The organism is Lactobacillus ultunensis DSM 16047 (assembly GCF_001436305.1).
GTDB lineage: Bacteria > Bacillota > Bacilli > Lactobacillales > Lactobacillaceae > Lactobacillus > Lactobacillus ultunensis.
Map to the genome: position 1 here is coordinate 1 of NZ_AZFO01000017.1, position 23,944 is coordinate 23,944.

The 23,944-nt window shown below is 36.9% G+C and carries 20 protein-coding genes and 1 pseudogene; 1 reads left to right on the plus strand and 20 read right to left on the minus strand.

The window, feature by feature from the left end; all coding sequences use genetic code 11:
• Window positions 1-45: 45 nt before the first annotated feature.
• From FC57_RS05990 to FC57_RS06040, 11 genes are all read right to left on the minus strand, one after another.
• Complete coding sequence (locus FC57_RS05990) at window positions 46-1,815, minus strand: oligopeptide ABC transporter substrate-binding protein (RefSeq protein ID WP_007125378.1); 1,770 nt, start codon at window positions 1,813-1,815, stop codon at window positions 46-48.
• A 206-nt stretch (window positions 1,816-2,021) separates the two neighbouring features.
• On the minus strand, window positions 2,022-3,791 hold the full coding sequence (locus tag FC57_RS05995; RefSeq protein WP_007125377.1) for an oligopeptide ABC transporter substrate-binding protein: 1,770 nt from the start codon (window positions 3,789-3,791) through the stop codon (window positions 2,022-2,024).
• A gap of 224 nt (window positions 3,792-4,015) precedes the next feature.
• Entirely contained in the window at window positions 4,016-4,927 is a 912-nt protein-coding gene (locus tag FC57_RS06000) for an ABC transporter permease (protein WP_007125376.1), read from the minus strand.
• Between the two features lie 14 nt (window positions 4,928-4,941).
• Window positions 4,942-5,901: an oligopeptide ABC transporter permease gene (gene opp4B, locus FC57_RS06005; RefSeq protein ID WP_040529369.1), complete on the minus strand. Its 960-nt coding sequence runs from the start codon at window positions 5,899-5,901 to the stop codon at window positions 4,942-4,944.
• 2 nt (window positions 5,902-5,903) lie between these two features.
• Entirely contained in the window at window positions 5,904-6,890 is a 987-nt protein-coding gene (locus tag FC57_RS06010; protein WP_007125374.1) for an ATP-binding cassette domain-containing protein, read from the minus strand.
• Between the two features lie 3 nt (window positions 6,891-6,893).
• Entirely contained in the window at window positions 6,894-7,925 is a 1,032-nt protein-coding gene (locus FC57_RS06015; protein WP_007125373.1) for an ABC transporter ATP-binding protein, read from the minus strand.
• A 120-nt stretch (window positions 7,926-8,045) separates the two neighbouring features.
• The gene (gene acpP / locus FC57_RS06020; RefSeq protein WP_007125372.1) at window positions 8,046-8,288 is read right to left on the minus strand and encodes an acyl carrier protein; all 243 of its coding nucleotides are present in this window, start codon (window positions 8,286-8,288) and stop codon (window positions 8,046-8,048) included.
• A 31-nt stretch (window positions 8,289-8,319) separates the two neighbouring features.
• Window positions 8,320-9,321, minus strand: coding sequence for a phosphate acyltransferase PlsX (plsX, locus tag FC57_RS06025; RefSeq protein ID WP_007125371.1), 1,002 nt, complete (start codon window positions 9,319-9,321; stop codon window positions 8,320-8,322).
• 19 nt (window positions 9,322-9,340) lie between these two features.
• Entirely contained in the window at window positions 9,341-11,377 is a 2,037-nt protein-coding gene (gene recG, locus FC57_RS06030; RefSeq protein ID WP_040529425.1) for an ATP-dependent DNA helicase RecG, read from the minus strand.
• A 1-nt stretch (window position 11,378) separates the two neighbouring features.
• On the minus strand, window positions 11,379-13,040 hold the full coding sequence (locus tag FC57_RS06035; protein WP_007125369.1) for a DAK2 domain-containing protein: 1,662 nt from the start codon (window positions 13,038-13,040) through the stop codon (window positions 11,379-11,381).
• A gap of 21 nt (window positions 13,041-13,061) precedes the next feature.
• On the minus strand, window positions 13,062-13,424 hold the full coding sequence (locus tag FC57_RS06040) for an Asp23/Gls24 family envelope stress response protein (protein WP_003547910.1): 363 nt from the start codon (window positions 13,422-13,424) through the stop codon (window positions 13,062-13,064).
• 167 nt (window positions 13,425-13,591) lie between these two features.
• Between FC57_RS06040 and rpmB the strand changes: the two genes are divergently transcribed.
• Complete coding sequence (rpmB, locus tag FC57_RS06045) at window positions 13,592-13,777, plus strand: 50S ribosomal protein L28 (protein ID WP_007125368.1); 186 nt, start codon at window positions 13,592-13,594, stop codon at window positions 13,775-13,777.
• 99 nt (window positions 13,778-13,876) lie between these two features.
• Here rpmB and FC57_RS06050 read toward each other — a convergent pair whose 3' ends face one another.
• The 9 genes and pseudogenes from FC57_RS06050 to priA form a co-directional block, all read right to left on the minus strand.
• Window positions 13,877-14,182 (minus strand): hypothetical protein, encoded by a 306-nt coding sequence (locus tag FC57_RS06050; RefSeq protein WP_007125367.1) that lies wholly within the window; start codon window positions 14,180-14,182, stop codon window positions 13,877-13,879.
• 46 nt (window positions 14,183-14,228) lie between these two features.
• Window positions 14,229-14,909 (minus strand): thiamine diphosphokinase, encoded by a 681-nt coding sequence (locus tag FC57_RS06055; RefSeq protein WP_007125366.1) that lies wholly within the window; start codon window positions 14,907-14,909, stop codon window positions 14,229-14,231.
• On the minus strand, window positions 14,909-15,556 hold the full coding sequence (rpe, locus tag FC57_RS06060; protein WP_007125365.1) for a ribulose-phosphate 3-epimerase: 648 nt from the start codon (window positions 15,554-15,556) through the stop codon (window positions 14,909-14,911). The genes FC57_RS06055 and rpe overlap by 1 nt, the downstream gene beginning before the upstream one ends.
• 15 nt (window positions 15,557-15,571) lie before the next feature.
• A complete protein-coding gene (rsgA, locus tag FC57_RS06065) occupies window positions 15,572-16,462 on the minus strand; it encodes a ribosome small subunit-dependent GTPase A (RefSeq protein WP_007125364.1) in 891 nt (296 codons plus the stop codon).
• Window positions 16,463-18,489: pseudogene (gene pknB / locus FC57_RS06070) on the minus strand (Stk1 family PASTA domain-containing Ser/Thr kinase).
• Complete coding sequence (locus tag FC57_RS06075) at window positions 18,479-19,234, minus strand: Stp1/IreP family PP2C-type Ser/Thr phosphatase (RefSeq protein ID WP_040529424.1); 756 nt, start codon at window positions 19,232-19,234, stop codon at window positions 18,479-18,481. Before FC57_RS06075 ends, pknB begins: the two are co-directional and overlap by 11 nt.
• A gap of 4 nt (window positions 19,235-19,238) precedes the next feature.
• Entirely contained in the window at window positions 19,239-20,606 is a 1,368-nt protein-coding gene (rsmB, locus tag FC57_RS06080; protein ID WP_007125361.1) for a 16S rRNA (cytosine(967)-C(5))-methyltransferase RsmB, read from the minus strand.
• Window positions 20,557-21,501 (minus strand): methionyl-tRNA formyltransferase, encoded by a 945-nt coding sequence (fmt, locus tag FC57_RS06085; protein WP_040529367.1) that lies wholly within the window; start codon window positions 21,499-21,501, stop codon window positions 20,557-20,559. The genes rsmB and fmt overlap by 50 nt, the downstream gene beginning before the upstream one ends.
• A 12-nt stretch (window positions 21,502-21,513) precedes the next feature.
• Complete coding sequence (priA, locus tag FC57_RS06090) at window positions 21,514-23,910, minus strand: primosomal protein N' (protein WP_007125359.1); 2,397 nt, start codon at window positions 23,908-23,910, stop codon at window positions 21,514-21,516.
• Window positions 23,911-23,944: the final 34 nt, after the last annotated feature.

The following is a 23,944-nucleotide window of genomic DNA, read 5'->3' on the forward strand; positions in this document are numbered from 1 at the left end:
GGGTTAGTTTTTTCCCAGACACTTTTAGAAAATTTATATTTTATCTTACTTGGCGTAAGCTACATTGTACCAGTTAGGGAAACCATTACCCATTGAATGTGATGGCTTAAGTGAATAGCCAGTAAGTTTCTTGTTAACTGCAGTAATAGTGTAGCTATTTGAAACTGGAATAACGTAAGCTTCGTCATCCATGTATTTTTGCCATTCATGGAATTTGTCCACTCTGTATTGATGGTTGAAGGCCTTTTGTGAGTCCATTTCTTCAAGAAGTTGATTATTCTTCTTGGTTACGAAACGTGAATAGTTCATTGGAGCCTTTTGACTGTAAAGGTCATTTGGTGATGGTTCACTTGAAAGTGACCAAGCACCCATAAACATATCAACTGATGGATCATCGTTTTGAACCTTGTCATAGAATGAGTTGAATTCGATCAAACGACCACCAGTCAACTTAACGTTCAAACCTTCCTTCTTCCATTGTTGGATATAGTTTTGAACGATTGGTTCTTGGTTAGAACTACCAGTCATAGCAGCAAGACGAATAGTTAAAGGCTTACCATTAGGTTGTACACGATAAGTGCCCTTCTTCTTGAAGCCAGCTTTGTCCAAAATTTCGTTACCCTTCTTAATATTGTAAGAGTAGCCCTTGACATCTTTATCGAAGTAGTCACCAAATTGCTTTGGAATTAAAGTCGGAACTCTAAAGCTTAAGCCATAAGTATAACGTTTAGCTACTTGATCAACGTTCATACCGTAACCAATAGCTTGGCGAAGAGCCTTGTTATTCATCTTGGAATTAGGATTCATAACATTTTCGCCCTTCTTAGCATCCCACTTACCTACTTTAAAGCCAAGGTATGAGTATGAAAGTGGAACAGTAGCGATAAAGTTAACGCCCTTAGTATTCTTAACATTTTGCCATTGTGAGTTGACAACTTGAATAACATCGAACTTATTGGACTTAATACTTTGAGCAACTGAATTAGGGTTAATTACAGAAGCAGTGATCTTTGATAGCTTTGGCTTACCCTTGTAGTAATATTTGTTAGGTACCCAAGTAACAGATTGACCACGAATAACTTTTTCAAGCTTGTATGGACCAAAGAACAAAGGTCTCTTACGGATCTTATCGCTTGACATCAAGTCCTTGAATTTAACATCCTTCAAGTAGTGGTATGGAGCAGCAACTTCCCAGATATAACCATTACCGCTGGTGTTCATACCAGGCTTCATAGTCTTAAAGTGAAGAACAACCTTGCGGCCATTTTCACCATCTGGCATTTCAATACCAGAAATCTTATTAGACTTACCTTCATGGTATTCTTCCAAACCAACTAAGTCAGCTAAAGCAGCAGTGTAACGTTGCGACTTAGATTCTTTGTTAGCAATGATCTCGTAAGCATATTCATAATCCTTAGCAGTTACTTGCTTACCATCTGACCACTTAACACCCTTCTTGATGTTAATAGTTGCCGTCTTAGCCTTTTGGTCGATCTTAATAGTAGCTGCACCCTTGTCAGTGAAAACATAGTGGTCGTCAGTAGAGAAGAGTGATTCAGCACCATATTGCATTACTTCAGTATCAGTTGCAGAAGTTGAGAGTTCATCGTTGAAGATACCAGTAAATGGGGTATCAGTTTCAACAGCAACTTTAACAGTACCACCATTCTTGGCAGCCTTAGTTGGAACTGCTGAACTAAATTTAGCAGCAGTTGAAGCTTCGTTTGCATTAGAACCTGACTTACCACAAGCAGCTAATGTAAGTGCGACACCTGATAAAAGTGTAATACCAGCAAAAAGTTTTGCCTTTTTCATTAGTAAAATTCCTCCAATACATGGAACAAGTTGACTAGTTCATATTATCACTATTACAAAAAAGTTACAATAGCATGAAAACGACAGGTATCTTTTTTAAGATATCTGTCGCTTTTTATGTTAGTTATTAGATTTTAATATGAAAGTTTATGTAAAGGATTATTTATTGTTTAGAATTTGGAGAATTTTTTACTAATTTGGATAAATTACTTAGCGTAACCAACTTGGTACCATAATTGGTGACCGTTGTTGTTTTGTGATGGTTTAGTTGAGTAGCCAGTCAACTTACTGTTTACAGCATTAATGCTGTATGAGTTGCTCAATGGAACTACGAATGCTTGATCATTCATGTATTGTTGCCATTCATGGAATACCTTTACACGGTATTTAGTATCAAATGACTTTTGTGAGTTCATTTCTTCAAGCAACTTGTTGTTTTCTGGAGTTGCAAAACGTTCGTAGTTCATTGGTGAAGTTTCACCGTACATACTACCTTGTGATGGTTCAGAAGCTAATTGCCAACCAGCTTGGAAGAAGTCAATGTCCTTAGAATCATTTTGAACTTTGTCGTAGAATGAGTTAAATTCCATCAAACGACCACCGGTTAACTTAACGTTAAGACCGATCTTGTGCCATTGTTGCAAGTAGTTTTGAGCAATAGCTTCAGCGTTTGGTGAACCTGACATGGTTGCAAAGTGAAGTACTAATGGCTTGCCATTAGGTTGTACACGCCACTTACCCTTCTTCTTGTAACCAGCCTTGTCCAATAATTGGTTAGCTTTCTTAAGGTTGTAGTCATAGCCCTTAACTGAGCTATCGTGGTAAGCACCAAAGCCTTCAGGAATCAAAGTCTTGATATGGAAACTCAATCCTTGAGTATAACGTTTGTTAACTGCATCGACGTTCATTGCATAAGCAATAGCTTGACGTAATGACTTATTAGCAACCTTGGAGTCTTTATTCATTACGTTCTTGCCAGCCTTGGCATCGAACTTACCTACCTTGAAGCCAAGGTATGAATATGCTAATGGAACTTGAGCAACCCAGTTAACGTTCTTAGTATTCTTAACTTGTTGCCATTGTGAGTTAATTACGCTAGCAATATCGAACTTGTGACTCTTAATAGCTTGTGAAGCTGAGTTAGGACTAACTACTTGAATAACAACCTTGTTAAGCTTTGGTTTACCTCTCCAGTAGTACTTGTTTGGAACCCAAGTTACTGATTGACCACGAACAAGCTTATCAAGCTTAAACGGACCAAAGTATAAAGGCTTCTTTCTAATTTGATCACATGATTGAAGCTTGTTAAATGGAACATCCTTTAAGTAATGGTATGGTGCAGCTGATTCCCAGAAGCAACCATTACCACTGAAGTACATACTTGGTTTCATTTGCTTAAAGTGAATTACAATGGTACGACCATTCTCGCCATCAGGCATTTCAATACCAGAAATAGTCTTAGCTTTTCCTTCGTGGTATTCCTTCATACCTTCAATGTCTTCAAGAGTTGAATCATAACGTTGAGCTTGAGTCTTCTTGTTAGCCAAGATTTCGTATGGGTATTCAAGGTCCTTAGCATTTACTTGCTTACCGTCTGACCACTTAACACCCTTCTTAACAGTAATAGTTACTGTCTTGGCCTTACGATCAAGCTTCATAGTAGCAGCACCTTTATCATTAATCTTATATTGATCATCAGTGTCAAACAATGATTCTTCACCTGGGGCAGCTACGCTTGAATCATAAGCTGAAGTAGATAATTCATCAGAAAAGATTCCAGTAAATGGAGTATCTGTTTCCAAGGCTACTGTAACAGTACCACCTTGCTTGGTAGCTTTCTTTGGTGTTGCTGTTGGGAACTTCTTTGCTTCTTTAGCGTTGGAATTATTATTTTGTCCACTTTTACCACAAGCTACCAATGCTAAGGCAGCAGCAGATACAACTCCTACGGAACCTAAAACTTTTGATAATTTCATATATTATTCCTCCATCTAGGACATATTTCTATGAACTTATTTCTTTTCTATAATTTTTGAATCAAGTTGATGATTAAATAATACCACGTTATATTAGTTTTTCAATAGTTTTATGAAATTAATTTTAATTTTTATTTTATTTTACTAACATAACTTTATTATTATGATCACGCAAAAACAGCTCTACCTTACGATAGAGCTGTTTTAATGTATTTATTAATATATTAATTTTCACGTTGTCTTGCATCACCAGCACGCTGAAGAGCACGACCAACATAGTTAATACTCAATGAAATTACCAAAAGTAAAATTGTGGCTGGGAGCCAAAGCCATGGACGGTTAATAACGTTAACTGGGTCATCAGCGAATCCAATTAAAGTACCAAGTGATGGTGTTGTAGTTGGTAAACCATAACCCAAGAAGGATAAACTAGTTTCAATACCAATGTTACCAGCAATAGTCAAAACAACGTCGATGATAATCATTGATGTAATGTTTGGCAAAACTTCACGGAACATAATTTGGAAGTTGGATGAACCAGAAGTTTTCGAAGCCAAAACATAATCACGATCACGCTGTGACAAAATGAATGAACGGTAGTAACGCGCCGTCGTCGTCCACCCGAACATCGCAATTAAGAATACCAAAGTTACGGCATTGTAGTGAGGAATAACTGTAGTTAAAACAATGATAATTGGCATTTGTGGCAAAATCTGAATGAAATCAACTATTCTCATGATAATAACATCAATTACGCCACCGTAGTAACCTGAAACTAGACCAACAATTAAACCAACAATTTCAGTAATTACAGTAACTGAGATACCAATCATGATAGAGTTACGTCCACCCATAATGAGCAGTTTCAAAATATCACGACCACCATCATCAGTACCTAACAGGTGTCCGCCTTCACCCCAGCCATAGTAGGCATCGGCAATGTTCATTTCAGTAATTTGTGCTCTATTCAAGAAGAGTGAACCACCGAAAGTGAGTAATAAAATCAATACAATGATAATCAAAGCAGCACAAGCTGACTTTGAACGTAAAATTTCACGTACAGCTACCTTAAAACCAGAAGGTGGGAGAGTAGCCTTTTCTTTAACATCTTTTTTGTTTTCTTTCTTATCAGCCATTTCTTCTCTCCTCCCTATTGAATTCTAATACGTGGATCAATAATACTCATGATGATATCTGATAACAAGTTACCAATCAGAGTCAAAATACCAAAGATCAGAATCAAAGCAGTTAAAGTAGTGTAGTCACGTTGACTGATTGAGTCAAGGAACAACTTACCCATACCAGGATAACTGAAGACACTTTCAATAATCATTGAACCACTAAGAAGACCGGTAATAGTGTTACCTAAGAATGCAGCGATTGGTAATAGTGAGTTTCTCAAAATATGCTTATGGAATACAACATTTTCAGGAACACCTTTACTACGAGCAGTTCTTACGTAGTCTTCAACCTTGTTGTCAACGATACCAGTTCTCAAGTATTGAACTGTAAAAGTGGTAGTAATCAAAGCATACAAGATAGCTGGCAAAATCATGTGGTAAAGTCTACTGCCAAATACGCCCCAGAATCCGGATGCATTAGCTGAAACAGAACCTGAAATTGGGAACCAACCCAAAGTAAAACCGAATAACCACAAACCTAAGATGTAGAATACAAAACCAGGTGTAGCTAAAGTAATATAGTTAAAGATTTGTACAGAAGTATCTTGCCATTCATCTTGGTGACGACCAGCAGTAATACCAAGAGGAATCGCAATACTATAAGTCAAAATGGTGGTCAAAAGTGACAACCAGAAGGTGTTGCTGGCACGATCAGCAATTAATGAAACTACTGGAACGTGTTGGATATAACTTGTACCAAGGTCACCATGGAACAGGTTACCCACCCATCTAAAGTATTGGACATACCACGGATCATACAAACCTGCAGCTCTTCTCAAAGCATCAATTTGCTTAGGGTCAGTGTTAGGGTTAATTGATCCACTAAATGGGTCACCAGGCATCATCTTAGCGAGCAGGAAGACGAGCAAACTCAAAATGATCAATTGAGGGATCATGATTAACAAACGACGTAAGATTGTTTTCCACATGCTTAATCACTCTCCTTTTCTTCTCGTTCTTCAAGCTTAGCTTCTTGAGCCATATCTTTTGGTAAAGCTACCCAGTGGTTTGGAGCAACTTTTTGAAGTGGATATACACGGCCATCCTTGTCATACCACTTGCTTTGATTATCTTCGAATTCCTTTTCAACCTGTTCACGGTGCTTCTTGTGTTCTTCACGATGCTCTACATCAACCTTTGGAATAGCAGAAAGAAGACGCTTAGTGTAGATATGAATTGGGTGCTTATAAATTTCATCACGACTGCCCAATTCAACCAGACGACCACGGTGCATAATTGCTAAGTTCTCTGACATGTGCTTAACAACACCCAGGTCATGAGAAATAAATAGATAAGCGATATTGTATTGTTGTTGAATGTGCTTCATGAAGTTCAAAACCTGTGCTTGAACTGATAAGTCCAAAGCACTTGTTGGTTCATCAGCTACAATCAGCTTAGGATTAGTAGCTACGGCACGAGCAACACCAATTCTTTGACGCTGACCACCTGAGAATTCATGAGGATACTTGTAGATAGCATCACTAGGCATCCCTACAATATCAAGAAGTTCCTGAACACGATCACGTTCTTGATCTGTAGTCAAATTTTCAAAGTTTCTAATTGGCTCAGCAATAATATCTTCAATTCTCTTTCTTGGGTTCAAACTGGACATTGAATCCTGGAAAATCATCTGGACATCCTTGTTGTAGTCAAGTTTCTTACGATTGCTTGCCTTAGTTACGTCCAAGCCTTTGTACATAATTTGACCACTCGTAACTTTTTCAACCCCAACAATCGCTTTACCAGTAGTTGATTTACCAGAACCTGATTCACCAATCAAACCATAGGTTTCACCTTCGCCAATTGAAAAGTTAACACCATCAACAGCTCGAACATAATCAGTAATTCTGTTCCAAAAACCGGAGCGAATTGGGTAATAGACTTTTAAATCTTTGATTTGAATTATTTCTTTTGCCATAAACTACTCCCCACTTGCTGTTACTGTTTGTGTACTATCCTGGTCCTCAAAGTGGAATGTCTTCCAGCAAGTACATCTCACCCAATGTCCAGGTGCAACTTCATGTACCTGTGGATCTTCTTCATGGGCACTGGCAGGAATCCATGGAATTCTTGCTGCAAAACGGTCACCCTTACGAGGCATATTCTTAAGAGATGGTACAGTACCGTGAATAACATGCAAATCCTCATCATTATCATCTGATTGAGGCATTGAGTTCAAAAGTGATCTGGTGTATGGATGAAGTGGATTTTCAAAAATTGTCTTAACGTCAGATTTTTCAACAATTTGACCAGCATACATAACTGCAACTTGATCAGCAGTTTCAGCTACAACACCCAAGTCGTGCGTAATTAAAATAATACCTGAATGAGATTGTCTTTGAATGTCTTCAAGTAGATCCAAAATTTGAGCTTGAATAGTTACGTCCAAAGCAGTAGTTGGTTCATCAGCAATAATAACTTCTGGTTTACATGCAATAGCCATCGCAATTACCACACGCTGACGAAGACCACCAGATAATTCGTGTGGGTACATCTCATACATTTCTTCTGGCTTAGGCATCCCTACTTGATTAAACAATTCAATTACACGTGCATGACGTGCTTTTTCATCCATATCAGTGTGATAGTAAAGAGTTTCTGCAACTTGATCACCAACACGCATTAATGGATTCAAGCTAGCTAGCGGATCCTGGAAGATCATACCGATCTTATCCCCACGAATCTTATTAAACAATGATTCATTCAAGCCAACCAGGTTTAATTCATTGTAAAGAATGTCCCCTGTAACTTTCGTATTCTTATGGTCATATAATCCAATAATACTTGCAGCGATAGTACTCTTCCCACAACCAGATTCACCAACAATGGCCAGAATCTCATCGCGTTTTAAAGTTAAATTGATATCGTCCGCAGCATCATAGAATTTCCCTTGCAAACGGTAAGCCGTATGCAGGTGCTGGATATCTAACAATAGATCACTCTGCTTTTCCAAAGGTCATTCCTCCATTTAAGACTTTATTCATTAAAAGCCGTTTAATCTTTTCTATTTATTTTCTAATTATAAACACAAAGCCGGTCGTATGCAAATAACGATCCGGCTTTTTTTAGGAAATTAACCTTGGTGAGATTTAATATATGAAACTGCATCACCAACAGTTTTAATCTTTTCAGCTTCATCATCTGGAATTTCCGCACCAAATTCATCTTCAAGCTGCAAGATAAATTCAACTAAATCAATTGAATCTGCATCCAAATCATTCATAAAATTGGTATTTTCAGTAATTTTATCTTTATCAACATCAAAATTATCAGCAATAAGGCCTTGAATTTTATTAAAAATTTCTTCTTCTGACATTTGACTTCCTCCTTTTTAATAAATAATTTTACTATTTTGTAGCAAATTCGTCTTTAAAATCTTCTACAAGATTTTCTTTAATCATCTTGTCGACTTGTTTTAAAGTGTAATAAATTGGACGCTCATCTGAACGACCATGAGTTTTAACAACTGGAGCATTTACGCCTAAAAGGACAGCACCACCATACTTAGCAGTATCAAACTTACTTTTTAGACTAGCAAGTGATCCCTTAATCATTAAAGCTCCCAGCTTAGTCATTACCCCACCATCTAAAAGACTATCTTTCAAGAGATGAAGCAATACGCTTGATGTGCCTTCAATAGTCTTCAATGCTGCATTTCCAGTGAAGCCATCTGTGACTACAACATCGGCTTTGCCGATCATCAACTCGTTACCTTCAATATTGCCAAGAAAGTTTAATTTACTATTCTTCAAAAGTTCATATGCTTTTTGGTGAACATCATCGCCTTTATCGCTTTCAGCTCCATTGTTCAAAAGCATAACGCGTGGATTTTCAATACCGCGAATTTTTTCTACATAATACGAGGCCATTTCAGCCCATTGTAATAAGTATTCTGGCTTACTTTTAGCATTAGCACCAACGTCGACCATATTAAAACCGTCATCACTATTCTTTACAGGCAAAGTAGGCATTAAACCTGGACGTACGATTCCTTTAATACGACCAATAATAAAAATGCCACAAGATAGTAGAGCTCCTGTATTTCCAAGTGATAAAAGCGCATCCGCTTTACCCTCTTTTACGTAATGAGCCGCAACTACCATTGAAGAATCTTTTTTGGTTCTAATTGCCTTAACAGGTTCATCTTCATCAGCAATTACTTCAGTCGTTGGTACTACCCCCAATTGATCATTAATTTGATCAGCTGGGATTAAATTGCGCAGCTGTTCCTTATCACCAAAAAGTAGAAACTTAGTATCAGGCATCTCGCCTTTTGCTTTTAATACTGCTTTAACGATTGCTCCTGGGGCATTTTCTCCACCCATTGCATCAATCGCAATTGTTCTCATAAACTCACCACAATCTTTTCTAAATTCTATTTTGTTCCAGTTGCTTATATTCTAGCACTTGCTTAAGAGCCTTGTGCTCTGGATCAGATAATTCAGGATCCTTTTTAACTAAAGAACGAGCAACTTTTTGCGCTACAACAAGGGTATTATAATTATTAACTACATCACCAACTCGAAATTCAGGCAAACCTGATTGAGCCTTACCAAAAAGATCGCCTTCACCACGCATTTTTAGATCTTCTTCAGCTAATTTAAACCCATCATTGGTAGCAGCAATAATTTTCATCCTAGCTTTACCAGAATCAGTTTTGGGATCAGCAACAAAAACACAATAACTCTGAGTGATTCCTCGACCAATCCGACCACGAAGTTGGTGTAATTGACTTAGTCCAAAACGATCAGCGTTATAAATAACCATCATATTAGCATTAGCCACATCTACTCCGACTTCAATGACACTAGTAGTGACCAAAATGTTAATCTCTCCGTTGGCAAATGCCGTCATAATTTCGTCTTTTTTAGGTCCCGGCATCTGTCCATGCAGAAGCACAACTTTTTGATCAGGAAAATCATGACTTAGCTTTTTATGAAGCTCCTCTGCATTTTTTAAGTCTAAGGTTTCTGACTCAGTAATCAATGGCGTAACTGCATAAATTTGAAAGCCTTGATCTAGCTGTTCATGCATCAAGTGATAGACTTCCTTCATCTGACTACTAGTTTTCCAAGCAGAAATAATCGGCTTTCTCCCCGCAGGCAAATGATGGATCTCAGAAACTGTCATGTCACCATACACGGTTAGTGCCAATGTACGTGGGATAGGCGTTGCAGTCATAGCTAAAATATCAGGTCTATCACCCTTATTAATCAAAGCTTGCCTTTGTCCAACACCAAAACGATGCTGTTCATCGATAATAACTAATCCTAATTTTTTGAAAATCACATTTTTTTGAATCAAAGCATGAGTACCAATAACCACATTAATCGTACCATCAGTTAACTCACGGTAGATTTCCCGTCTTTCCAACGTTTTTGTATTTCCCGTTAAAAGAGCTACACGAACTCCAAGTGGCCGAAGTAATTCATCTATTTTTTTAAAATGCTGAGTTGCCAAGATTTCGGTAGGTACCATCAAAGCCGCTTGATATCCAGCCGTGATAGCTGCAAAAATTGCATAAACAGCAACTACAGTTTTACCTGACCCTACATCTCCTTGAAGCAAACGCCGCATTTGACCTGGGGAATGCATATCTGCAAAAATCTCATTGACTACACGCTTTTGATCATTAGATAACTCAAACGGTAATGAATTCGTCAAATTTGCAATTTCTTTTAAATCATATTTCTTAGGATATCCCTCCTGCTTACCATCATGACTAGCTAATAAGGTCAATTGCAATTCAAAAATGAAAAATTCTCGGAAAATTGCACTTCTCTTAGCAATTTCTGCTTCCTGACCATTTTTAGGTCGATGCATCTTTTGAATAATTTCCTGATCTTTTAATAAACGATATTTTTCTCTAATCTGTAACGGAACAATATCCTGTACTTGATCTAAGAAATTATCGATTGCTAGGTTGATCAGATTAACCAGTTTTTTCTGTTTAACATGACGGTTTACAGGATAAATGGGCGCCATGCCACTGTCATTTTCTTTTGCTGCCACAAATTTAAAGGCTGACAGACTCTCTCGAGCAACATTATATTTGCCATAAATGGCTACTTCTTGCCCGATCTCAATCTTATTTTTTAGCCAAGGTTGATTAAAAAAATTGACCATGATTACATCATGGTCAATTCTCATTTTGAAGCTTAAGCGAGTCTTCTTATATCCAAAACGACTGACAAAAGGTTCAGTAGCTACAATTCCTTTTAACATTACTTTTTGACCATCCATGATTTGATCTAATGGTAAAGTTTGTAATTCATCATAGCGAAATGGAAAGTAGAAGAGCAAATCATAGATACTATAAATACCTAAGCTTCCTAGATCAGCCGCAGTCTTTGTCCCTACACCTTTTAAATCTGTAACAGGAGCAAATAATGCATTATTTATCATTTTATTCAACTGATACTAAGAAATGATATACAGGTTGACCACCATCATGAATTTCAAATTCTAGATCATCATGATTTTCTTCCAACTTGTCAACTACTTCTTGAGCTTCTTCTTTGTTGGAATCACGACCAAACATAATCGTAATAATTTCTGAGTCTTCATCCAACATCTTTTCAATCATTTCAGTAGTCGTCTTAATCAAATCAGCATTATCAACTTTAATGTTTCCATCAATAATACCTAAGTAGTCGTTCTTATGAATTTCTACATCATCGATTTCAGTATCACGAGTAGCTTGTGTAACTTCGCCTGAAACTACTGTATCAAGATCTTCAGACATCGCCTCTACGTTTTCATCAACAGAAGCATCTGGGTTAAATGAAAGCATAGCAGTTAAACCTTGAGAAATTGTCTTGCTTGGTACGATACCCACCGGAATGTCACTAACTTCAGCAGCTTGTTTAGCGGCCATCACAATATTACCGTTATTTGGCAAAACAATTGCCTTTTTAGCACCGGACTTCTTGATAGCATCAATAAAGTCTTGAGTTGATGGGTTCATAGTTTGACCACCAGAAATAATTCGGTTAACGCCTTCACTTTCAAAAAGTTTGCGGATACCATTCCCAGAAGCAACAGCAATTACAGCAAAATCAACGGCTTCTTGTTGTTCCTCATCTTGATCAACAATACTCTCATGTTGAATTCTCATGTTGTCAATCTTGATCTTACCTAATTGACCAAATTGACTGCCATATTGGAAAACATCACCTGGATGTTCAGTATGAACGTGAACCTTAGCAATTTCTCCATCTGATACTGCAAGAAGAGAATCACCTAAGCCAGATAAATGCTTTCTGAACTCTTCCAAATCAAATTTCTTCTTGTTAGGTACATCTGCATTAAGATCTACCATAATCTCAGTACAGTAGCCATTCTTAATATCTTGAGTAGCTAATTGACTTTGAACAGATGATTGATGATGCATTGCATTGATCATTTCATCCATTTCAGCTTCATCAGGTTGATATTGATCGGCAAAGTTCTCACCAAGCAAGCCTTCTAAGAATCCTTCGTATATGAAGAGAAGTCCTTGACCACCAGAGTCAACTACTCCAACTTGCTTCAATACTGGAAGTAAATCTGGGGTGGACTTAAGGGCCTTTTTAGCACCCTCAACCACGGCCTTCATTACTTCAGTAACGTCATCAGTGTCATTTGCCTTAGATGCACCTTCTTGTGCAGCAACACGTGCTACCGTCAAGATAGTACCTTCAACAGGTTTCATAACAGCTTTATAAGCAGTAGCAACACCATTTGAAAAGGCATTGGCTAATTCCTGAGCAGTTAAGGTCTTCATACCTTGAGTTGCTTTGTAAACACCACGGAATAACTGTGAAGTAATAACCCCACTATTACCACGGGCACCCATTAACATTCCTTTAGCCAAGCTCTCTGTTAAATCACCAACATTAGTGCTTGGATTTTCAGAAACAGCCTTAGCACCACTTTCAATAGTCAAATTCATATTAGTACCAGTATCGCCATCAGGAACTGGGAAAACATTCAATGAGTTAACAAACTCTGCATTTTTACCAATTCTATGAGTGGCAACACGTACCATATCTCTAAACTGCTTACTATCTATCTCATTTAAAACCACTATTTATAACCTCCGCTTACGTTATTCGTCAAGTACCTTTACACTTTGAACGATTACATTAACGGCTTTAGTGTTAATACCTAATTGATTAGAAAGATTAAATTTAACACTGTCTTGAACATTCTTACTTACTTCAGAAATTTTAAGTCCGTATCCAACAATAATGTACACGTCAACAGTAATTTCATTATCTTCTGACTTAACAACAACACCGCGCTTGTAGTTTGCGCGATTAAGAATTCCGTCAAAGCCATCTCGAATGGCATTCTTAGAAGCCATTCCCACAACGCCATAATTAGACGTAGCTGCGCCACCAACAACAGTTGCGATTACACCGTTTGAAATATCAATCAAACCATCTTTTGTCTTGATCTTAACAGCCATGTTTGTCCTCCGTCTCATTATCTATATATACGCTTATTATTTTATCATAGTACTAACATAATCAATAAACAAAATACGTCTCAAAAAATTTCTTTTAGAGTTGAATTGCTCCAAAACATATGATATTCTAATTAAGAATGACACCATAAACAAAGGAGGTTTAGCAAATGGCAAAAGATTACGTAACAGGTAAGAAGACTACATTCGGTAACAAACGTTCACACTCAATGAACTCAGCTCGTCGTGCTTGGAAGCCAAACCTTCAAAAAGTTCGCATTCTTGTTGACGGTAAGCCAAAGCGCGTATGGGTTTCAACCAAGGCTTTGAAGTCTGGTAAAGTTACTCGTGCCTAATAGACCAACCTTACAGAATCTTCTGTGAGGTTTTTATTTTGCAAAAAATTTGCTTCAAAAATTAAAGAGGACAACTTTAAAAGTTGTCCTCTTTTTTCGTTATTTCATAATATTATGATGCTTGTCATCATCAGGAATTTCATCGGCCATTCTTTCATCAATTGGCGTATAAGCATACTCTGTAATCATTTCACCAAGCTTGGTTGGCAAGCCTAAATCTTGGTAAGTAACATTTCGAGCTAAGCCATTAATAGTGGCAACTTCTTTATTCTTTTTCTTGTCAAAAACATGAACATGATTCTTATGCATATAATCTTCAACATTTCTCTTAGCACGATCAAGTCTTGCTTCATAACGACCGTTTTCAAAGTCAGCAACGTCTTTTTCAAAATCAGTATATTTCATTTTGCTTCCTCGTTTCTATATCTTTACTCATATTCTACACGCTTTTTTACAGATTATGAAAGCGATCTATATCTTTTGAGTAAATTGCCGCAACCAGACCATCTTTAAAAGAAATTTCAAAAGCTTTACTACCCGGCAGAAATTCATTTGAAGAAAAAACACGTGGATAATTACTTGAATAATTCTTTAATTCATAGCGCGCGCCTTGAATACTAAAATCCTGTATTGTACTCAAACTTGCAAGGCCAATATAAGGATAGTCTTCTCTTTTAGAAATAACATGTTTACCTGCATTAAAAAAGCATACGACATTTTGCATATCAATAAGTGATACTTTTTCGGCATAAGGACGAACGACTGGATTAAGCAACATGAACAAGTTAATTAAAAAATGATCTAGACGGCCTCCAGTTGCTCCGAAAATAGTCAAATGATCGATATGATAATCTTGAAAAACTGTCCGTAACATTAATTCAGAATCAGTCCAATCCTTCACCGGATTAGAGTAACGCACATCCGGTACAGAATTCTCTATCCAAGCTAAATCATTTTTCTGTAAGGAATCAAAATCACCCATTGCGAGGTCGGGCAAAATTCCCATTTCTTCTAAAAACAATGCACCGCGATCAACTCCAACGATTAAATCATCCTGTACATTCTTTAGAGTTTGTTTTATATTCTTTGGCCATAAATTTGTTGGACCACCTAACAACGCATATGCTTTCATTAATTAATAGCCTTCTCCAATTTGTGTACTTGTTTGGCAATTGAACCATCTTCATAAAGATATGAACCTACAACAAATACATCAGCACCTGCATCCCTTGCCATCTTAATAGTTCGATCGTTGATACCCCCATCAACCTCAATTGGCATATCATCGACAATGTCTCTTGTCTTTTGAATTCTTTCAGTAGTTTTTGTAATAAAAGATTGACCGCCAAAACCAGGATGAACTGACATAATTAATACTTGTTTAATTTTAGTCAAAAATTTTTCAATTACTTCAACTTGTGTATCTGGATTAATAGCTAAATTAGCACTTACTCCATTGGAAGCTAAGTAATCAAGCCAGTAATTAAGTTGAGATTCATTCATTGATTCATAATGCAATTCAATAGAGTCTGCTCCCGCATCAACAAACGCTGGAACCAAATCATCTGGATTATTGCTCATTAAATGAATTTCAGCTTCAGTCATTGGAAATTCTCGTTTAAAGTCTTTAATCAGCTGTGGGCCAAAAGAAAGATTAGGCACAAAATGTCCATCCATGATATCAATATGAAATCTACTAATTCCTGCTTCAACTGCTTCTTTAATATTCGCTTCTAAATTTAGATTATCTGCGTTCAAAATAGATGGCGCAATGATCATAATTTCACTCCTATCTCATTTCAAATACTCAGGCATACGACCTTCTGTAATCTCCATACGCATAGCCAAATAATCATCGTAGCGGCTTGGCATAATCTTGCCTTCTTCCAGCAATTTTTTAACTTCACATTTTGGTTCTTTTAAATGCTGACATCCTCGAAACTTACAATTTTTGCTGGCACGTTTAAACTCAATAAAATAATTGCATAGCTCATTGATTTTAATTGGTGTCAGATCAATAGATGAAAACCCAGGCGTATCTGCCAAAAAGCCTTTTCCTAATTTAAATAACTCAACTTTTCTTGTGGTATGCTTTCCCCGATTTAAACTAGTTGAAATAGCGCCTGTTGCTTGATTTGCGTCTTTTTTCAAATGATTAAGTAAAGTTGACTTACCTGCCCCAGATTGTCCAGCTAGAGTCCAAATCTGATCCTTATCAATCATACCCGGAATTTGCTTTTGTACGTCATGGTAATTGGTAAAAACTGGATATCCAATTTTTTGATAATAAGACAACAAATCTGAAATTTGTTCAAACTTTTTATCATCGATTAAGTCAGCCTTCGACAAATAAATTGTCACACGCACTTTTTGCCAAGAAAAGAAGGTTAAAAATCGATCTAACAACTCCAAAGAAAAATCAGGCTCTATAGCCGAAATCACTAGTAAAACATGACTTACATTAGCTACAGCCGGACGACCAATTCGATTAACTCTTGGCAAAATCTTTACTAGATAACTCATTCCTTTATCATCAATTTGAATTTCTACATGATCTCCTACCGCTGGTTTTTGCTTCTTTTGACGAAAAACGCCGCGAGCACGCGTTCTCACGATACCCGCAGCGGTTTCCACGTCATAATAACCAGCAATTAGACCAATAACGGTTCCTTCTGCTAGTTTCATTTATTTTGTTACCTTTTCATTTAAAATTGTTTCACCATTACGAACGACTCTCAACTGTCCATTACCATTTTTAATAGAGAATGGAATTGAGAAGCTCATATCTCGCTTTATGTATAATCACGATAAATATTGCTTAAAGAGTGATCATCGTCTTTGATATAAATCTGAACATGATCTCCCTTGCTCTCACTAGACTCACTAGATGAGCTACTATTATCTTTATCGTTATCTGGCTTTTCATTCTTATTGACATTGTCACCAACATAGTTAACTGTGAAAGTCTTAGTGATAGTGGTTTCTTTTTCCTTCTTTGGGCCTCGTGAAACCTTAATAGTAATCGTTGAACCGCGATCTACTTTGGTCCCTGGACCTGGATCCATTGAAATTACCAAGCCCTTTTCCACATCATCAGAATATTCCTGATTTATCTGTAATGTTAAGCCGTGTTCTTTGGCATAATCTTGTGCACCCTTTAACGAATAGTTGCGTAAATCTTTTAACGTTACACTATTATTTCTTTGACGCGGAGATTTTCCCTTCGAAACAACCAAAGTAATCGTAGTCTGAGTTGGTTTAACTTCAACTCCAGCTGCAATACTCTGAGAAATAATGTCATTAGGTGGAATTTTATTAGAATATTGATCTTCCCTAATTACATCAAAGCCTTGATTTTCGAGTTTTTCAGCTGCCTTATCATAATCATGACCAACCACATTAGGTACTTTGACCATGCTTGAACCGCTGGAAACAATTAAGTTCACAGACTTCCCACGATTTACACTATTTCCTGCTGTCGGCTTTGAAGCAATAACATAACCTTTCTTAACATCATCAGATTGACGTCTAATAATCTTACCGACCTGCAAACCAGCTGCTTCTAATTTATTTTCTGCAGCTTTTTCAGTTATGTTTGTTACATCAGGTATATTTACGTCTTGTGGTTTCTTATTATTGCCGCTTAAAGCAAAAATCATAATAAAGATAATCAATCCAGCTGCAATAACTGAAAAGATCCACCACCATTTGTGGTCTTTAACATTTTGCCAAAAACTCTTTTTCTCCTTAATTGGTTCCGCTTCAGCTTTTTCTTCTTTTTTAGGTTCTTCAGCAGATTCAGCTTTTTGTGGCTTAAATCCTGGCAAAACAATAGTTTTATCATTGCTATTACCATGATTCGGAACAAAGACAGGCTCATCACTACGTTCTGGATCAAGACTGCTATCAAGGTCAGCTTTCATAGCTTGTGCAGATGCATAACGATCACGAGGATCTTTGGCTGTAGCTTTTAAAACCACGTTCTCTAAAGCTTGAGGAACGCTTTTATCCTTCTTTCTAATAGATGGGATTGGTTCTTGTGCATGTTTTAAAGCAATAGAAACCGGTGTATCTCCATTAAAAGGTACTTTTCCAGTAATTAACTCATAAAGGATAATTCCCAGAGAATAAATATCTGATTGCTTAGTAACCAGACCACCTCTTGTCTGCTCAGGCGACATGTAATGCACTGATCCCATTACAGAATTAGTTTGCGTAATCGAACTTTGATTAAGAGCGACAGCAATACCAAAGTCAGCAATCTTAATATTGCCTCGCTTATCCATCAAGATGTTCTGTGGTTTTAAATCACGATGAATTACATTGTGCTTGTGAGCAAGAGCAACTGCACTTAGGATTTGATCCATAATGCGAATCACTTCACGCAAATCAAGAGGGGAATTCTTACGAATATATTCCTTCAGATCTGGACCATCAACATATTCCATTACCATATATGGCAAACCATGATCTGTCCCAACATCCAATACTGATACAATGTTAGGATGACTTAATTCGCTTGTAGCTAAAGCTTCTCTTTGAAAACGTGCTTGCGTTTGTGGTTCATTTTGTAAATCTAATCGCAGTATTTTTACAGCTACTTTTCGCTGTAGAATAATATCTTCAGCAAGATAAACATTAGCCATGCCACCTTCACCCAAGGTGTCAATTATGCGATAGCGCTCACCAAGCAGATAACCTTTATCGATCACTGCCTTCGTCCTCCTTGTTCCAAAGTAGGCAGACGGTAATATTATCACCACCACCTAATCGATTAGCTTCGCTAATTAATTTATTGCAACGCTCTTTTAAACTTAATTCCTTGGTTGCTAAAATTTGCTGGATTTGAGGATCACTGAGTGAATTGGTCAAACCGTCAGTACAAAGCAGAACAATATCATTATCGGCCAATTTAATTTCATCAAATTCTGGATCTATCGTACTAGAAACTCCTAATGCCTGAGTAATGATATTCTTTTGAGGATGATGCTTAGCTTGTTCTTTAGTAATCTGACCCATTTTTACTAGCTCATTAACTAAAGAATGATCTTCAGTTAATTGCACAAATTTACCTTCAGAATAGCTGTAAGCGCGAGAATCACCCAAATGAGCAATTAATGCTTTGTTCTCAAAGGCAAAAGCCAAAACAATGGTTGTTCCCATCCCATTAAGATCAGGGAACTTATCAGCGGTCTTCAAAATAGTTTCATTTTCAGAATTCAATTGTACATCTAACCACTTATGAGCAATATTGGCATCTGTAAAATCAGTCGTACCAAAATTGTGTCCCAGATGAGTGACTGCCATAGTAGAGGCTACGTCCCCACCTTGATGACCACCCATACCATCACAAACGATAGCTAAAGTGATCCCTTTGCGATTTTTAAAAACTTGTACAAAATCTTGATTGCTTTTTCGTACCTTACCGATACTTGAAGCATATGCTGTTTCAATCAAAAGTCTAACCTCGCATTTTAAATTTTGCAATGAAAAATCCATCATTGCCATTTTGATCAGGCATAATCTTTAACATCCCGGTCTTAGATTCTAATTTACTCAACTTAAATGGTTTCAATACAAACTGTGAATGCCTCTGTAAAAACTTTTTAACTACCTCTTCATTCTCTTCCATTGAAATAGAGCAAGTCGAATAAACTAATTCGCCATTTTTTTGTAGAGGTACGCTAACAGAATCCAGAATCGCTAATTGAATTTTTTGTAAACTATGCAAATCCTGAAGACTCTTTGTATAACGTATTTCTGGCTTGCGTCTTAGTAGTCCTAAACCAGAACATGGTGCATCAACTAGGATCTTGGTAAATTCACCTTTATTAAAAATCTTTCCAGCTTTGCGTGCATCACAAGCTTGAGTTTTAATCTTGTCTGCTACATGCATTCTCTTAGCATTTTCTGCAACCAGACGTAACTTTTTCTCATGAATATCTAGCGCTATTACGTCACCATCTGCAAGATTTTCTGCTATTTGAACAGTCTTACCACCTGGTGCACTACAAGCATCAAGAACATGTTCCACTTGCGTTTTATCAAAATCGAAAGCCTCTACCACTAAGCTAGCGGCTTCATCTTGAATTGTCAACTGACCTTTTTTAAATAAATCGCTTTGACCAATGCCACCATGTTTCAAAGTTACATCATGATCTGATAAATTTGACCACTTAGGCTGGTAACCCTCATCTTTTAATCGCTGAAAGACCTCAGTTGCATTGACTAATGAAGAAATGCGTACGCAATTTTTAGCTGGTTTATTAATACTGGTTAAAATTGATTGCGTACGTTCGATGCCCAAATTTTTCACAAAGTATTTAACCAACCACTCCGGCACGCTTTCTTTCACGCTAAGATATTCTAACTTATTGTTTTCTTTAGGCAAAATTACGCCTCGTCGAATAAAAGAACGCAGAATTCCATTAACGATGCGATAACCAGAAGAATGATGTCTACCAAACTGTTTAGCTAGCTTATTAGCTTCATCCAAAACTGCCCGATTAGGTACTTTATTTAAGAAAATGATTTGATAAAGCGACATCAATAATAAAGGATTAATATATCTTTCCGTTAACTTGGTTCTAATTAATCCTTTCAACTGATATTCCAAGAAAAGACGATACTGAATCGTACCGTAAACGATTCTTGTTGCTAAATTCTGATCAGCAACTGAAAGATTTGAATTTTTAAAGCTGTTATTCAAACTAATATTAGAGTATGAACCATCCTCTAAAACTTTAATTAATGTTGCTAAGCTGATTGCACGAGCACTCTTACTTGTCGACAATTTCTTCTCCTGAGGTAAACTTGTTACCCTGTCCATTCAAAAAGTTCTTTATATCCATTCTCTTCTTACCACTAGGTTGTACTTCAAGTAAGTTCAAAACTGTACCTTCAGCAAAACTAAGGGCAAATCTTCCCTTCTTTGCCACAACTGATCCTGCAACTAAATCCGTATGATCATCAGCAACCTCTGCCTTCCAGATCTTAAAACGTTTGCCTTGAATCATCATATAAGCACCAGGATCTGGATTAAGAGCACGAATCATATTATTTGCTTGTGTAGCAGTCATTTCAGAAGTGATTTTTTCTTGTGCCTTGGTAATATTAGGCGAAAAAATAACTTTATCAGGATCTTGCGGAATTTTCTTAACAGTGCCGTCAATAATTGCTGGCAAAGTCTTAAGAAGTAAATCACGTCCAACAATTGATAATTTGTTAAACAAACTACCAGCATTGTCATCTGGCTCAATCTTAATTGCTTCTTGAGCATAAATATCACCGGCATCCATTTTCTTCACCATTTCCATAATTGTAATACCAGTTTCTTGATCACCATTAATTAATGAATATTGAATAGGCGCACCACCGCGATATTTTGGTAAAAGCGAACCATGTACATTAACAGCTGCAATCTTTACAGAATTCAAAAATTTAGTTGACAAAAACTGACCATAAGCTGCAGTTACAATTAAGTCAGCATGCATATCAATTAATTTTTGCATTTCTTCTGAACCAGACAACTTTGCCGGTTGGAAAACTGGTAAATTATGTTTTTCTGCCGCTATTTTTGCAGGAGACTTGGCAATCTTTTGCTTACGTCCCACTTTTTTATCTGGTTGTGTTACTACTGCCTTAATTTCATAGTTATTGTCAATTAAACCTTCAAGTACTGGAACTGAAAATTCTGGTGTTCCCATAAAAATTATTGATGTCATCACAGCATCTCCTTACATTATTCTTTCTGGCTCATTATCAATATAAATACTTAAACCATATTTCTTAGCTTCCTGTGCGGAATCTTGAACATGGTGCAATAATTCATTTAAATTTGGTTCTTTTTTATATTTTACCAGTATTTGATAATAATATTGATTTTTTACACGAGAAATTGCACTTGGCGAGGGACCTAAAATAATTGTCTCCTGATGCAATCTCTGCATTAAGAAGCGTTTAATTCTGAAAGCTTCACGAGCAGCATTTTGTTCTTTTTTTGACGCAATTGAAATTAAAACAGTAAAAAAGTATGGCGGATAATTACCAGCATGACGAACGTTCATTTCATAAGCATAAAAACGCTCATAGTCTTGCGTTTTAGCTAATTGAATTGCATAGTGATCTGGATTATAAGTTTGGATCATAACCTCGCCTTCTTTTTCAGCTCGGCCTGCTCGACCTGCAACTTGAGTTAATAACTCAAAAGTCTTCTCAGATGCATTATAGTCTGAAATCCATAAACCAGTGTCAGCATTAATAACCCCAACCAAAGTAACATTAGGGAAATCTAATCCCTTGGCAATCATCTGAGTACCCAACAAAATGTCTGCTTCATGATTTCCAAAAGCATCTAAAATTCGTTTATAACTACCTTTTCTACGGGTAGTATCCACATCCATTCGTAAAATTCTTGCACCTGGCAAAAGTTCTTCTAATTCTTCTTGAACTTTCTGAGTTCCAGTACCTAAAAATCTAATTTGTGAACTTTGACAGTTGGGACAACGTTGCGGAATCGGTTCAGTATGACCACAATAATGACATTGCATACTATTAGTATCTTTATGTAAATTCAGCGAAACATCGCAGTTAGGGCATTTTAAAACAAACCCACATTCTCGACATAGCATGAAGTTAGCAAATCCTCGCCGATTAAGCATTAAAATGACCTGCTCTTTTTTCTCAAGCCGATCCTTAATCGCATTTACTAAATTAACTGAAAGATCAAATTGACCTCCTGCAAACTGAACATGTTTTAAATCAATTAAATTAACCTGTGGCAGTTCCTTATGATTAGCTCTCTTAGTTAAGCGTAATAGTTGATAAACATGTTTTTGTGCCCTTGCACGACTACCTAATGAGGGTGTAGCACTTCCTAAAACAAGTGGACAGTGATGATACTTGCTACGCCAAATTGCCACATTACGTGCATTATAGCGTGGATCTGTCTCTTGCTTGTATGAAGATTCATGCTCTTCATCAATTACGATTAATCCAATATTATCAAGTGGAGCAAACACAGCGCTTCTAGCGCCCACTACTACCTTAGTTTCACCACGACGAATACGTCGCCATTCATCATATTTTTCACCTTCGGACAAAGCACTATGCAGAACTGCAACTTCTTGACCAAATCTAGCCCTTACCTGTCGCACCATTTGTGGAGTTAAAGATATCTCCGGCACTAACATTAAGGCATTTCTGCCTTGAGCTAACGCTTCACTAATCGCATGTAAATAAACTTCGGTTTTGCCGCTACCTGTAATTCCCTCTAATAAAAAAGTTTTAGACTTTTGCTGATCAATTTTTTGAGCTATCTGATCAAGTGCATTTTGTTGTTCATCATTTAAGGTAATTTTAGCAGGTTTATGATCATCAAACCCAGCCAATGGATCTCGATAAACTTCGACTGCTTTACGTTTTAACCAACCTTTTTTTACAGCCGAATTAAGCACACTAGATGTTAAATCCAATTTATTTTCAAGATTAGATTGACTCTTAGGATAAGCTTTATAATTTTCAACAATATCCATTAAAAGTTGTTTTTGCTTAACAGCATTTTGTCTTAAAGTGTTATAAATCTTTTCATATTCTGACGGAGCCAAGACTAAGTCATATTGATTTTCTTTTTTCTTTTTTGCTTTGTTTTCGACAACATATTCAATCTTGGCATCGTCATTTCTCAGTAGTTTACGAATCTGCTTAATTTGATCTGGATCAGTAACTTTATTCAAATCTATCGGATCACCCTTAAAGAATTGCATCTTTTGAGCTTGACTACTATTGGGAAGCAATAATTTTCGATACCCTGCACGCATCACCCACGGCAACATTGCCTGCAGGATTTTAATACGGTATGAATAAATATTTTTAGCTAGATCAGCAGATAATTTTACCAGCTCAGGTGTAAGAGGCGGCATTTCATCTACTACCACTAATAGATCTTTTAACTTACCCTTAAATTCACTGGTTTCTGATAACCCTACAACAAAGCCTTGAACCTTTCTCGGGCCAAACGGAACAACCACTCTAGAGCCAATTTTAATATCTTTTTCTAAATCGGACGGAATATGATATTCAAAAGCACGGTCAGTCTGCCGCGCGGCTACATCTACAATAACCTGAGCAATCATCTAATCACCTGTAAAAAAGACCTCCACCCCATAG

Excerpts from the sequence above, each read along its gene's own strand:
- FC57_RS05990 (WP_007125378.1), bottom strand. The coding sequence starts at position 1,815 with ATGAAAAAGGCAAAACTTTTTGCTGGTATTACACTTTTATCAGGTGTC.
- FC57_RS05995 (WP_007125377.1), bottom strand. The coding sequence starts at position 3,791 with ATGAAATTATCAAAAGTTTTAGGTTCCGTAGGAGTTGTATCTGCTGCT.
- FC57_RS06000 (WP_007125376.1), bottom strand. The coding sequence starts at position 4,927 with ATGGCTGATAAGAAAGAAAACAAAAAAGATGTTAAAGAAAAGGCTACT.
- opp4B (WP_040529369.1), bottom strand. The coding sequence starts at position 5,901 with ATGTGGAAAACAATCTTACGTCGTTTGTTAATCATGATCCCTCAATTG.
- FC57_RS06010 (WP_007125374.1), bottom strand. The coding sequence starts at position 6,890 with ATGGCAAAAGAAATAATTCAAATCAAAGATTTAAAAGTCTATTACCCA.
- acpP (WP_007125372.1), bottom strand. The coding sequence starts at position 8,288 with ATGTCAGAAGAAGAAATTTTTAATAAAATTCAAGGCCTTATTGCTGAT.
- plsX (WP_007125371.1), bottom strand. The coding sequence starts at position 9,321 with ATGAGAACAATTGCGATTGATGCAATGGGTGGAGAAAATGCCCCAGGA.
- recG (WP_040529425.1), bottom strand. The coding sequence starts at position 11,377 with ATGATAAATAATGCATTATTTGCTCCTGTTACAGATTTAAAAGGTGTA.
- FC57_RS06040 (WP_003547910.1), bottom strand. The coding sequence starts at position 13,424 with ATGGCTGTTAAGATCAAGACAAAAGATGGTTTGATTGATATTTCAAAC.
- rpmB (WP_007125368.1), top strand. The coding sequence starts at position 13,592 with ATGGCAAAAGATTACGTAACAGGTAAGAAGACTACATTCGGTAACAAA.
- FC57_RS06050 (WP_007125367.1), bottom strand. The coding sequence starts at position 14,182 with ATGAAATATACTGATTTTGAAAAAGACGTTGCTGACTTTGAAAACGGT.
- FC57_RS06055 (WP_007125366.1), bottom strand. The coding sequence starts at position 14,909 with ATGAAAGCATATGCGTTGTTAGGTGGTCCAACAAATTTATGGCCAAAG.
- rpe (WP_007125365.1), bottom strand. The coding sequence starts at position 15,556 with ATGATCATTGCGCCATCTATTTTGAACGCAGATAATCTAAATTTAGAA.
- rsgA (WP_007125364.1), bottom strand. The coding sequence starts at position 16,462 with ATGAAACTAGCAGAAGGAACCGTTATTGGTCTAATTGCTGGTTATTAT.
- rsmB (WP_007125361.1), bottom strand. The coding sequence starts at position 20,606 with ATGGACAGGGTAACAAGTTTACCTCAGGAGAAGAAATTGTCGACAAGT.
- fmt (WP_040529367.1), bottom strand. The coding sequence starts at position 21,501 with ATGACATCAATAATTTTTATGGGAACACCAGAATTTTCAGTTCCAGTA.
- priA (WP_007125359.1), bottom strand. The coding sequence starts at position 23,910 with ATGATTGCTCAGGTTATTGTAGATGTAGCCGCGCGGCAGACTGACCGT.